The following is a 12778-nucleotide window of genomic DNA, read 5'->3' as shown; positions in this document are numbered from 1 at the left end:
AGCCGGTCAGGCCCACTGGACTTCGCGCCCGTGCTGCGCGCACCACGTGGCGAGGTCCTGCAGTTCCCGCAGGCGGCGCTGGAGGTAGCCGGGGCGGCGACCGCACTCGACGAACCGCGGGGTCGGCTCGTGCCACGGAGCGCCCGCGTCGGCCGGGGCGAGGGCCAGCGCGGTGAGCACGCGGCCGGTGAACTCGTCCGCGGTGGCCGTGCCGGCGATCACGTCGTCGGCGGGGACGCGGTAGCCGAGGGCGTCGAGCAGCAGCGCGGCGTTGCTGTCGGTGACGTTGACGCTCGGGGCCTCGTGCTCCTCGTGCGGGAGGATGGTCAGGAAGCTGTCCGGGCAGACCTCCGGCCAGGCGCACCCGGGCAGCACGGCCCGCCGCTGCCCGGACGTGTCCTCGAGGGCCCGCAGCTGGACCAGGGCGTCCGCGGCGTCGTCGTAGTCCCCGTACCTCGGTGCGATAAGGGCGGCTTCGCGGCAGCAGGCGATCGTGAATCCGACGATCGAGCCGAGCTGGGCGGTGAAGGTGACGGACATCGGGCGCCTCCTGGCCGGTCGGTGGTGCGTGGACCGGAGGGTGGGCAGCGGGGGTGATGCCGGGTGTCAGGGCTCGGCGCAGCCGACCGCGCAGCGGCGTGGCCTTGGCACCCGGTCGTCAGCGCTGCTGTGTTCGCCTGGCCACGCACTCGCCCGGCTCAGGCACACGAACTCAAGGACGAGCCGACGTTGGCTCACTCAACGCCATCCGGCCGGCCAGGCCAGCCTCATCAATGAAGGACTCCGGTCCTGAGTGCGGACGCGGGACGTTCGTGGTGGGACTACCCGAGTCTGCTGTCGCAGATCCCGCACCGTCCGGCGTCGAGGCGATCGACCCCGCAATGGGGATCCTGAACAGGTTCATAACGCCTTGTCGGCGACCGAGTAGATGCGGCTGACCGGTGACGTCAGCGATCTAAACTACCCAGCAACAACTCAAGCCGCGTCACTCGCGATTACCACGGTGGCGACGGCCACATCGGCATCACGCCAGTACCATTGGCTAAGCAAACCTCACCTCGCCGGCGTCGCCCGGCGAACCTCCGGGACATACGTGGCCTGCCGCTTCCACGGACCAGCGTAGGCGAAAGAGAGGGCATGGTCATGACAGCGCAACACGAGGGCGAACCGACCACGTACCTGCTCCAGCTCGGCAACGGAGGGACTGCTGACGCCCGATGGATGCTGGGAACCACGGAACCGGGAATCGGCTTCTTTGGCGAATACACCTATCGCTGCCCTCACACTCCCCCAGGTGGCGAGCCGACCGAGGCAGTTGCCGACTGGGTGGCTGATGCCCTCGGCGTATCAAACGTCGAACTCGAGATCGCTGCTAACGAGAGAGCTTGGTCGGTCACAATCGTCGTTTGAGCAGTTCTCCTTAGCAGCGCTGGACCAGGCCGGGCGCCAGTGAGCCGACGCGCCCAGTCGCACACGCCGCCTGATCGGCATACACGCCAACCATCGTCGGCGCTTCAGGCGCGCCCAACGACGCAGAAGACCACTGAGGCTCACCGTGACACAGCGGGGGCAAACTACTTTTTGCGCACTACTGTGGATATACTTCGCAGGACGACATCTCACCAATGCGCAGATTCCAGTGCAAGTTGCTAGAGTAGATTAACAGAGGAGCATCAATGGCCCAGAAGGTCCTCGTCGAGATCCTCGACGACATCGATGGCAGCGCGGCCACCGAGACGGTTCAGTTCGGCCTCGACGGTGTCACTTACGAGATTGACCTCTCGGATCTGAACGCCACTGCCCTTCGCGACGAGCTGGCCCGCTACGTCGGCGCCGGCCGACGCATCGGCGGCCGCAAGGTCCGCGTCGCTACCGGCCAATCGCCGACCACCGCTTCCGACCGTGAGCGGAACCAGCAGATCCGTGCGTGGGCCAACGCGAACGGATACGAGGTCTCGGAACGTGGCCGGCTGTCATCCGACGTGGTGTCAGCCTACGATCAGGCGAAGGCCGCCGAAGCGGACGCGACTGCGCCGCGGAAGCGCGCCTCGCGCAAGAAGACCGCCGCCTGAACACCACCGTGGACTGCGTCGGCGGCGAGGACTGATCCCTCGCCGCCGGCCGAGGCGACCTCCCATTCTCTTATGCCGCGCCGGCTACTCGACTCGCTCAGCACGCTGCACGATCCCGCAGCTGCACCACTCGCGCCGGACGCTCTCTCCCATCGCATCAACGCTGGCTAGCGATCCCAACAAGACTCTGTGTGCGAATCACGTCGGCAGAGTTCTCGCTTGCGATCACTCAGTGTCCGCTCCAACAATCGTCGCCCGAAGCGCCCGTGGTGCCGGCACGGCGAACTCAAACAGGCGCCGGACGAGGACGAGTGACGCAAGGCTAGGCAGAGCTTCTAAAAGGACATGCCGTCCATCGACATAAAGTCGAGTGCCGGCACCGAAAGCACCTTTCTCAATTTGCCGCTGTGCGAGATGATTGAGCACACCAGCAGAAGTCTGCTGGTCCAGACCGTCGCAGAAGATTTCAGGCAGCCCCTGACTTGTCAGTCCGACGGTGTAGGCATAGGTCGAGTTTTCTCCGACGATGACGGGCACCGCCCACCCTACCCGTTCGATCTGATCACGGATGCGCTGTAAATATGCGTTCATATGGGCTTCGAGCATTGAAAGTCCCTCGATTCGCTCGTCGGGCGCGGACCAAGCCGATGAAGCAGAGCTGGCTGCCCTTCGTCAAAGGGATCGCGTGCGACGCCGTAGGCGCTTTGACGAAGGGCAGCCGGGTCTGCTGCGGTGAAGTAGTCCGCAGTCCCGAGCGCCTCCGGGGACTCGAGCCGTGCACGATGAGCGTCGGTCGCTTGACTGCCGCAGGGTGAAGATAACGACCAGGTGCACCCATTGGTGCAAGTGCAGATCAGATCGAGCCCTGCGACCCCGCGGTTGAACTGGTTCAGCGAGAACTGGCTGGTGGGATTTGCGGCGGGACGGCGTAGCTGGCATGTCGCCAGCCCTCTGCGCCGGAACGCCTAAGTACAAGGTACGCATGCCCGATCGGCCACACCGAGGAGCAGATTGGAGTACAGTCGAGCTCTGAAGCAAAAGACAGTCACTATCGGACGTGCGGGGGCGGCATAGGTATGAGCAGCATGATGCTCGATCAGGCGACGGGTGAGCAAGGCTCCCCTTGGCTGCGTTTACTACAGCAGGTGAACAGTCAAACACGAAATGCAGTCGCTAGCCGGCAAGTCAACTTGCCGGCTCAACGCTTCGAAACGGCGAAGCTGTCGCTCATCCAAGCACTGATGCCACACCTTGACTGGACGCTGCTCCGTCATCTTTGAGCCGATTTGAGCCGCAATTGCCCCCTTAGTTGCACGACGGCTCTTTAAACTCGACGCCGGCACTGCCACGAGCGGCAACGCCGGAGGATTCATGCATTCCCTCGGCGGCGACGTCAAGCAGTCTTCGAAGTTCTACAACGGCGACAAGTTCAACAGGCTGTTGCGCGGGAGAAGCGAGCAATTCGCGCAGTTGATCGACATCTATCTCGCGGTCAAGCAGTGCGGCATATAGATCAAGCTGTGCGGCGACGTACATACCAACCAAGGGATCATCGTCCGTCAACACAGCCGTTGACACTCCAAAAAACCTCGATGTATTTCGAATCAGATCCAGAGACGGGTTCGACTCAGCACCGCTTCGCAGCTTTGACACATATGACTCGCTAAGACCAAGTGCGCCCGCAAGCTCTCTAGCCTTCCATTTACGCGCGCGCCCACTCCTGGACTTTTCCGTCGGATGTCGAGCCTTTTCAAACAACAGATTTAGGCGAGCGGCAAAGCTGTACTCGGACGCACGCGGATCATCCTCCGACACAGCGAATGTGCCCTTGTCGTCGATCCCCTCTGCCATGCCGATCTCCAGTCGCCAACGATGCGTCGACGTAATGATAGCATCGCGTCGAACGCCGACGCGCTACCAGCTCGCCCGACCGTCAACTAAGCTGACCTGGCGGAATGCCGGAACTCACGCGAGCCCGGCGCAACAACTCGGGCAGACCGCGGGCAATCAGGGCCATCCGATCTTGCAGCAGGTTCAGTTCACGGCTGGCCGCCGACGGCAAATGAGAGCCCGTAGCCTCCGCAAGTAGATTTGCAGTCAATCGCGCTCGTTCTTTGAGCCAGGCAATCCACGCCACACGATCCTCCGGACCGAGAGCCCGAATCAGCAATCGCCGTCGGCGGCGGCAAAGCCGCCTCTCCGCATCGGTTCGGGCCTTCCACCAGCGGCAATGACGTAGTACCACCCTGGAAACGGAATCCTGTCGCTGGTTCGCCGCAGAACTCAATAGGCGAACGTCAGCAGAATCGTGAAGGAATCTTTGCCACGCTTTTCGTTCGCTGTCATGACGCATCTTAAGAGAGTAATTATTTGCTGATCCGAGCGAACGCGCGTAGGGGGCGTACCGCCCAGTGGGGGATTTCCCGGCGCAGATATAGCTTCGCGCAAGGCGCGTGGGCAGCCATGCATCACAGGATTCTGCATTGCCATCAAACTTCGCAGCCTGACAGAGCAGGCCCAATTCTACTGCCGCATCGCGTGCCCGTCTGACCGTCTTCGGGTCGAGTCTGGCAGCCTCCGCCCATGCGCGGACCGAAATCGATCCACCCCTCACCACAATAGGTTTGGCCAGCGCCACCAGCGCTGCGCACAGGGAGTTGAGTCGAATGCCCCCCGGGAGACGCCGCCTCACGCTCGCTAGACGACATGCTGCCGCAGTAAGGCCGGCTGCCGTAGTAGCGATCTCTGCGTCCTCATGGTCAGGCGAACCAGACCCTGCCACAGCGTTCACGGAGCTAGGGGTGCGCAGTCGCCTCCTTCGTGGACGCTCGCGCTGGGCCTCCAGTACCGCGGGTCGCCACCGAAGCTCGAACCATCCAGAGCGACCCAAATGGTCAGCCTGCTCCAGCGATGCGCGCTTAAAGTTCTCCCACGCATCGTTCATCGACACCCCTCGCTCGGCGTCAACAAGCGTTACGGCCGCGGACCAAACCCAGCGAGACCAGCCGCGCTCACCCATCTCGGCCGCTTTTGTCCCACGACGACGCAGCTCGACCCACGCATCTTCCCTGTTCCAACCGGCCCGCACGCGCGCGATGGCATCACCAAACTCGCCCTCCGACCGACTTCGCAAGTCTCGAGATCGACGCGGCGCTGCTGCTCGGCGTGGTTGACCAGAGGACCGTACGAGCTTCCCTGCAGGTGAATCGCGACCTTGAACAGGTCCGAGCATGTTGCCGTCGACAACTGGCGATTCGAGCCCAAGACGGTGAGGAGCAGCCAACGGACGCAGGCTCGTTCGCACGGAAGCAGATACAGAGTTCCACATCGCAAGCCGACGTACGACCTCTCGAAAACCGTCGATCAAAGCCGATGGGACCGAAGCGACGATGTGCCGGTGACCTGGTCGTCCGGACGCGCGGTGTATCCACCCGATCCCAGCTCGGTCACACCACGCCGCAACCCCGTCGCCAACAGCAACTCCCGCCTCAGGGTCAGCACTTGAGTCGCCGGGATCGATGTCCACCGCGAAAACCCCTGGGCGAAGCTGTCCCACGAAGCTCGCGAAACGCGGGTCCGCCAACGCGGCGCGGGCGCCGGCCAGGCTCGGAGCCGACCCCACCGCCCGATTCTCGGAGTTGATCAGGACGTACGGTGGCGCGAAGAACTCGTCATCGACGTCTTGGATGCGACGTGGGTCAAGGTGCGATACCCCCAACACGTGCCCTCCCCTACGGCCGCTGTGGGCCGAGAACTCAGATTCAGATGCATGACCTCGAGCCTCGCTTCTGACACAAGCGCAAGCCCCTGCCAGCCAGCCGCGGTGGGCCTATGTTGATCAACCAACCCCGCAAGCACCGCCCAGAGCGTCGGGCCGCGCGACACCATGTCAGCAGAAACTTGAGTGAGCGTCAAGTTATCGGTGGCGCGCCATAGGGACCGCGGCCTAAACTTGACTCACGCACAAGTTATAGGCACAGCGAGCTGACTGAGGAGGCAGGGTTGCTCAATACGGCAGACGACTGCGCAGACCTGCGGCTTCCCTCGAAGCGCTTGCGTCCAGCGGATCTCACGAGAGCGAGCGACCATCGATCGACATACGCCGCACCACTCGAAGCGCCGTCGGCGCCGGGGTCACCAGCGCCGCCAGCGGCATCCCTTGAGGCGCCAGCGACCAAGCTTTCGGCGGTATCCATCGCCGTGGCTGGAGGCGACCGATGACGCCTGCAAATAACAGTGCCGACAACGACGAGTTGTGGACGGCTGACGATCTCTCCAGCTATCTCAAGATACCAAAGAAGACTCTGGCGCACTGGCGACTACACGGAACAGGTCCGCCATGGCTTCACATCGGAAAGCATGTACGATACAGGCCAAGCGATGTCCGCTCCTGGTTGACAGAGGCGAGCACTTGACGCTCCAATAATCAGCGATAGCACCCCCAGAGGTAGTCTGCGTGGCAAGTATTGATGACCGCTGGATGCAGCAAAAGAAGGATCCACGATCCGGAAAAAAACTGTTCGATGACGAAAATAAGCCGATCTTGGAGCGCACTGATCGATACGGAAAAGGCTTGCGGTATCGCGTTCGATGGTACGACGTAAAGGGTGAAGAGCAGTCGCTCTCCTTCCCAGACAAGACTTTGACCACAGCACGAGACTTCGCAACTAAGGTCGAGCATGACCTTCGCGTTGGCACGTTTATCGATCCACGCGCTGGCGAGATTCTTGTGGAGAACTGGGGCAAATCATACCTGCAGGGAAGGTCGCAGGATGAGTCGAGCCAGTTAACCCTTGGAAACATGATCAAAAGTCTTGTCGTGAAGTTCCTCGGAACCTGGCAGCTCAACGAGGTGGACGACGCTCGAATTCGCGAGTGGAAGCATTGGCTTGCCAATGAGAGCGGAGCCTCGGCAAACTATCAGGCGGACGCCTGGGAGGTTGCCAGCCTCATGTTCGACGCAGCCGTCGATGCGCGGAAGATCTACAGCAACCCCTTTAAGCGACGGTCGATCACGGGGCCTAAGCGCACGAACCGCCTGGTGACGCCGTGGCTAGAGTCCAAGATGTACGCGATCGAGGGCGGGCTTCGCGAGCGAGACAAGATCAGCGTGCCCATTGCGGGCGGACTTGGCCTTCGACTTGGCGAGACGCTCGCGTTTTCGCCAGACTTCATCGACCGCCGCCGAATGATGTATCGCTGCGCCCGACAGCTTGTATATAGAAACGGGGTTCTGAAGTTCAAGCTGCCTAAGAATCACAGAGAGCGCGAGATTCCTATCAGCGCGGGTGTTCTCCAACGAATCGACGAGTACTCCGAACTGTTCCCATCTGTTAAAGTCACTCTGCCGTGGGCCGAGCAGGACGGTATCAGGACCATGACTGTAAACCTGCTCATCACCGATGACCGGAACAATGCATGGCGCCCCAGTGTATGGAGTTCCGAGATCTGGAAGAAAGGCTTCAAAGCTGCCAACGTAGAATACGGCGGACGAGAAGACGGTCTGCACGCCCTACGCCACCTGTATGCGTCATACATGCTCACTCAAGGCGTGAGCATCAAGGAACTCGCGATCTTCCTTGGACACAAGAGCGAAGGATTCACCCTTAGGACGTACGTCCACCTGATGCCATCAGGCTATGAGCGGGCACGCCTGGCAACGGATACAATCTTCCCTCCTACGCTCCACCCGGACGCGCACCGCGATGGCAATCAACGCCAGCCTCACCGGGTGTCGATTGCAAGTCGTCGCGCCGCAGGCATTCGACGACCTGGGCGATGAACCGATCTTGAATCTGACGGGGCAATTTGGGCGTCAGGACGACTCAGAGACGTGGGCGGCAGATAGGCAGACTTCCCGTGGACGAACACATCTGAATAGGCGTTGTTACGATGACCGTCGGGCGAGCAAAATTGGATCCTTTGACGCCCGACGGCTCAGGGTTCAACCGCTGTAGAGTTTCGCACATTACGCTACCCAGAATCTAGCCTGGTGCCGAATCGGGTTCTCTAGGGTCTTTACTCGACACAAGTACGCCGTCGAGGCGGTTTTCTTGAGTGCCCATTTCTTTCTTCAACTCCGACCTGAGGATGCGGGACCGCTTCGGGCTAATACGTAGCGCGACACGGAGGGGTTCTGCCTTGACATCCTCTCCCGTCATCCATCCTTTTTCGCTGGCCACTTGGCGCGCGAGCGGTAACAACTCCGGAATCGACAGGACCCGTCGGTCCCCTACGTGATCGACGGATCGTTTCGACGACTCAGAACGTTGGTCGACGGCCCGAGGGGCCTCTCGCCTGCTCGATCGCGAATCATCCGCAGGGTGGCTCGCGATCGAGTTTCGAGTCAACCCGATCGAGTCAGCTTTCTGGTTGAAGTCAGGGGTCAGCTGGGAGCTGACTGGCGCGGCCTCGCTCCGCCCAACGTCGATCGACGACCCTAACATCGACTGGACCGGTCGACGGCTTCGAGACTGTTTGCTTCCGCCTTTGGCGTCACTTGATCCGATCCCGATCTGTTTACCTCGCCTGAGCCAGCTCCAAGTCGATCCACCAAACCGTTTGGTAGGCATCGACTTGCCAGCCCTGGACCTCGATCCGACGCTTGCTCCGTTCAGTGGATTGAGATCAGCGATCGGCCTTCGCGCGTCGACGGATCGCCGATCGCGGCACCCGACCGGACGATCGACCACTCCCGGCTGGGCGCCGGCGTTGGCCGACGCCTTACGGTGCCGATCGATCGATCGACGCACCGTTCGACGCCACGATCGACTACCAACGCGAAGGCCAGCGACCTTCGCGTGTCGATCCCTGCGCGCAACGGCGAGCGCTTCTCCAGCGGTCTCGATTCGATCTCGCACCGCGCACCGATACGCATGCATCGACCAGAGCGGGAACAGAAGAACCTGATCGATCGGGAACCGCGGCCGAACAGGTCGCGGGGTGAGTTTGCCGAGTTGGTGCAGCCTGACTCGCTGCTGAGTCCACTCGTGCACCTCCCAGGCGACCGGCCCCGCCACCGACATTGCCGCCAACACCAGGCCGTTGTGCACCCAGTTGCTGTACGCCGAGAACACGATCACTGCCCAGCCGAAACCACGAACACGAATCGCCCGATCGCGTAGTTTCCCAAGCTGTCGAGCGTTGGCGAACATGCTGAGGCCGAACAGCTCGAGAGCCGTCGCTCCAGCAGCCGAGAACACAACGCCGAGCGCCTGAGCCTCACGAAGGTACCGATACTGCCCGTACCAGGCCGTCGCCGCGGCCATCGCGACCAACAGCATCACCAAACGGCCCGCCAGAGCCCTCTCAAACCGTGCTCTTAAGTAGGCTCGCTTTAGACGACGTGTCCGCCGCTTGAGCCGCCGGACACGCCTATGCGCTTCCGAACGCGCCTCAGCGTCGCGACGGCTGTCGTCTCGTAGCTGCTCTGCTCGCAGCGCAGCAACAGCCCTCTCCCGTTCAATCAGGTCAAGTTCTGCGTGACGAGCTCGAATCGTTCGTTCAAGGTCGCTATCGGCGAGCCGGATCTCGGTTTCGACCGCCTGCGCGGACATATCTGACCTCACGCGGCCTGCGCGACGACGCTTAGCCCAACCGATTCCCTTCATCGCACAGTCGCCCCGACAGCTGGGACCTGCATCGGTTCATGTCGTGCGGACATCGCCCCTCCTGGTCTTCGTGAAGCTCGTGGACCAAGAGGGCAATGCAGGTCGAGGCGAAGCGGGCCGGGCTCGGCGTAGACGACCGCGCAGCGGCTCCGGCCTGGCTCGCTTCGCCTCGACCTGCTGCAATCACCGGTCCACGTGCGGGAGCGAAGCAGTCAAGGGCGCGTTTGTGCCGCTGTGCAGCTGCTGTAGTGGGTGGTGTAACTCACCGCCGATACCTGGTCGGCCTGCGGGTTGCCCCGTCCAAGGAGGCGTTGCCGCGCACCGCAAGGCCGGTGAGCCCGCCGAGGTTCAGTCCCGCGGAGCCACGGACCCTTAGAGCCGACGATGTGGGTTCAAGCAACGGCCCGGCAACGGCTGTTCCTCCGCTCGGTGGGCGCGAGGAGCCAGGGCGGCGCCTTCTGGAACGGGTACAGCAGTTCGCCGCTCGGGCCGATCTAGTAAGGCGGGTGGGCCGGCAGCGGGGTGCGGGGTGCCAGCCAGGCTGTGGTGGAAGACACCGTCGGTGCCGCGTTCCAGCGCCGCGCCGGAGAGCGGGTCGATCTGTCAGAGTCCCGGCGCGAGCGGTTCGGGGTCGGTGCCCAGGCGCCAGCGGAACGTCGGGCTGCCGATACGGGACCCGTCGGCGCAGTACAGCGCGCCGACGATGACGGCCAAGCGCGCGGCGCGTCAGCTCGGCGGTCCTGCTCAGGGACGCGACTTCACTGGTGGTGATGCCCAGCAGGTGCGGCCGATCCCCCGCACGGGCGCCCGACGTGGAGCTCGGACCGCGTCCAGGAATCGGCCGAAGGCACTGCCCACCGCGTTGATCCCGAGGTCGACCCGTCAACCGCTCGGCGGTGCCGGCCCACCGCACCAGAGCGCTGGGCCACCCGACGTCGCCACCGCGGTCTCCACCGGCGTCTCGCGCGCCCGGTCGCGGTACCGGTCTGGGACGCGGCCGAGCACAACCGATCGCCCGCCCGCCACACCATGACCAGCGGGCGCCGAGTAACCCGAGCGGCTGTTCCGGGCGATTACCGATCGAGGGCCGGTCTGGGAGGATGGTGCATGGGCAATCGAGTCCGGTTGATCTTCGTCGCCGAGTTGCTGGCCGCGCTGACCGCCGTGACGACGAACGTGGCCACGAACGTCTTGCCCGACTCGTGGCGGCCGTATCTGTGGCTCGCCTGGCCCGTGCTCGCCGTGTTGGTCGCCGTCGGCATCGTGCTCGCGGTCCTCGTCCACCGCGCCGATTCGGTGCGGGGTCCGGGTTCTCCCGAACGGACCGTGTACTACCGCCGTGCCATGGTCGCGCGGCTGCGCCGGGTCTGGGTCGAAGACGCGCTGGAGCGGACGCTGTTCCGGCGCACTCTCGTCGAGCTCGGGCTCACCGAGCGGCCCGACCTGCTGCAACGGTCGTGGGACGTCGTCGTGGACGTCCCCGACGAGGAACCGCGCCCGCTCGGCCGGGATATCCCCCTCGCCGACGTCGTCGAACGCCACCGTAGCTTGCTCGTGCTCGGTGCCCCCGGTGCGGGCAAGACGACCATGCTGCTCGCCTTCCTGCGGGACCAGTTGGATCGGGCGGAGCAGGATGGCATCGTCCCCATCCCGGTGGTGTTCCAGCTCGCGTCGTGGGCGGCGGAGGGCAAGCCCATGGCCGAGTGGTTCGCCGACGAGCTCTCTGGCCCCCGCTATGGCCTGCCGCCGGACCTCGCCCTCGACTGGATCGCCGGCGACCGCGTGCTCCCGCTGCTGGACGGACTCGACGAAGTGCCGCTGGACCGCCGCATCGCATGCGCTAGGGCCATCGACGCCTTCCACCGCTCGCACCGGTTGCTGCCGTTGCTCGTCACCAGCCGCAGCACCGACTACGACGCCCTCGGCCTTCGCATGTCCCTCGGCGCCGCACTGGTGATCAAGCCGCTGGATCCGACGCAGATCGACCAGCACCTCTCCCGCCTCGGCGCGTCCTTGGCCGGTCTCCGCGAGGCGATCCGCCGCCAGCCACCACTCGCGGAACTGCTGAGCTCCCCGTTCCTGCTCGACGTCGCCATCCGCGCCTATCACGACCTCCCCGCCTCGGAGGTCCCTGACCGGCCCGGCCCGGCGCAGTGGCAGGCCACCCTGTTCTCGACGTTCGTCAACCGCGCGTTGCGGCGCCGGGAGACCGGCCCGGTGCTTGAGGCTCCGGACGTCGTCCGCATGCTCGCATTCATCGCGCGGGCACTGGGGCAGAAGCTGGAGACGTCGTTCTTCCTCGAATCGGTGGACCCGACGTGGCTGCCGGCGCTAGGCCGGCGCGTGCTGAAGGTGGCGACTGCGTTCCCGGCCGTCATGCTCGTCGGCGGCGCGGCCGGGATGCTCGCGGGCCTGGTCCTCGGCCTGCCCGCCGGAATCGCCTCGGGCGGGCTCGCCGCCGCCATGACCGCTGCCGTGCTGGTGCTGGCGCAAGAAAACCCGCCTCTGACCTACGGCGGATCCGGCAACCGGGTCGTCGGTATGGTCCACCACGTCAGGAAGCTGGCCGTCGGCGCCGTGGTGGCGAGCGTTGCTTTGGGACTCATCGCCGGCCTGTGCGGCGCCTTGCTGGAACTAGCTGTATTGCCTCGTGAAATTGGGGACGCGACTGGCCGGTGGCTGATCGCGGGCGGATCGTTCATCGATGTGCTCGGCTCCTGGGCGTACGTGGCCGCGGTCGCCGGGGCCTTGACGGGAGCGGTGGTTTCCGCTGTCCACAAGGCCGACGCCGCGGACCGGAGCGCCTTGCGAGGCCGTCCGATCGGCGCGGGTCTGCGCGACACGGCGTGGACGTGGGGCATCATCACGGCGGCGACCGGCCTGCCGGCCACTGTGATGCTTGGGGGCGCCTTTGGATCACCCGGGCTGCTCGCCGGTATCCTGCTGGCCCTGGCCTTCGGCTACACGCGCAGCGGCCGCAGCCTGGTCGAGTACTGGATCAGGGTCTGCCCAGACTTCGGTTGACACCGGAGCTGACTATTTTCAGGCCGCTGCTGCGGTGGTGTAGATGGTCTCAAACTCGACTGGGGTGAGCTT

Annotated in this window: 9 protein-coding genes; 5 read left to right on the top strand and 4 right to left on the bottom strand. The window is 64.0% G+C overall.

Annotated elements, in window-relative coordinates:
* Positions 1–6 precede the first annotated feature (6 nt).
* Entirely contained in the window at positions 7–540 is a 534-nt protein-coding gene (locus ACIA5G_RS50955; RefSeq protein WP_395937316.1) for a hypothetical protein, read from the bottom strand.
* Positions 541–1137: 597 nt separating this feature from the next.
* Between ACIA5G_RS50955 and ACIA5G_RS50950 the strand changes: the two genes are divergently transcribed.
* Both ACIA5G_RS50950 and ACIA5G_RS50945 read left to right on the top strand, forming a co-directional pair.
* On the top strand, positions 1138–1410 hold the full coding sequence (locus ACIA5G_RS50950; protein ID WP_395937314.1) for a hypothetical protein: 273 nt from the start codon (positions 1138–1140) through the stop codon (positions 1408–1410).
* A gap of 266 nt (positions 1411–1676) precedes the next feature.
* Positions 1677–2072, top strand: coding sequence for an Lsr2 family protein (locus ACIA5G_RS50945; RefSeq protein ID WP_395937312.1), 396 nt, complete (start codon positions 1677–1679; stop codon positions 2070–2072).
* 225 nt (positions 2073–2297) lie between these two features.
* On the opposite strand, the gene ACIA5G_RS50940 is transcribed toward ACIA5G_RS50945, so the two are convergent.
* Both ACIA5G_RS50940 and ACIA5G_RS50935 read right to left on the bottom strand, forming a co-directional pair.
* Positions 2298–2678, bottom strand: coding sequence for a DUF4262 domain-containing protein (locus tag ACIA5G_RS50940; RefSeq protein ID WP_395937310.1), 381 nt, complete (start codon positions 2676–2678; stop codon positions 2298–2300).
* Positions 2679–3377: 699 nt separating this feature from the next.
* Positions 3378–3923 carry a helix-turn-helix domain-containing protein gene (locus ACIA5G_RS50935; protein WP_395937308.1) on the bottom strand — a complete coding sequence of 182 codons (546 nt, stop codon included), beginning with the start codon at positions 3921–3923 and terminating at the stop codon, positions 3378–3380.
* A 2366-nt stretch (positions 3924–6289) separates the two neighbouring features.
* Between ACIA5G_RS50935 and ACIA5G_RS50930 the strand changes: the two genes are divergently transcribed.
* Both ACIA5G_RS50930 and ACIA5G_RS50925 read left to right on the top strand, forming a co-directional pair.
* Positions 6290–6487 carry a helix-turn-helix transcriptional regulator gene (locus tag ACIA5G_RS50930; protein WP_395937306.1) on the top strand — a complete coding sequence of 66 codons (198 nt, stop codon included), beginning with the start codon at positions 6290–6292 and terminating at the stop codon, positions 6485–6487.
* Positions 6488–6528: 41 nt separating this feature from the next.
* Positions 6529–7854 (top strand): tyrosine-type recombinase/integrase, encoded by a 1326-nt coding sequence (locus tag ACIA5G_RS50925; RefSeq protein ID WP_395937304.1) that lies wholly within the window; start codon positions 6529–6531, stop codon positions 7852–7854.
* A gap of 202 nt (positions 7855–8056) precedes the next feature.
* Here the strand turns inward: ACIA5G_RS50925 and ACIA5G_RS50920 are convergent, their stop codons facing one another.
* Positions 8057–9361 carry a DUF2637 domain-containing protein gene (locus tag ACIA5G_RS50920; protein ID WP_395937302.1) on the bottom strand — a complete coding sequence of 435 codons (1305 nt, stop codon included), beginning with the start codon at positions 9359–9361 and terminating at the stop codon, positions 8057–8059.
* A gap of 1428 nt (positions 9362–10789) precedes the next feature.
* Between ACIA5G_RS50920 and ACIA5G_RS50915 the strand changes: the two genes are divergently transcribed.
* The gene (locus ACIA5G_RS50915) at positions 10790–12706 is read left to right on the top strand and encodes an NACHT domain-containing protein (protein ID WP_395937300.1); all 1917 of its coding nucleotides are present in this window, start codon (positions 10790–10792) and stop codon (positions 12704–12706) included.
* Positions 12707–12778 lie beyond the last annotated feature (72 nt).

Source organism: Amycolatopsis sp. NPDC051758 (assembly GCF_044453095.1).
Lineage (GTDB): Bacteria > Actinomycetota > Actinomycetes > Mycobacteriales > Pseudonocardiaceae > Amycolatopsis.
The sequence above is the reverse complement of the archived record's forward strand: the minus strand, read 5'-3'. Positions and strand labels throughout refer to the sequence as shown.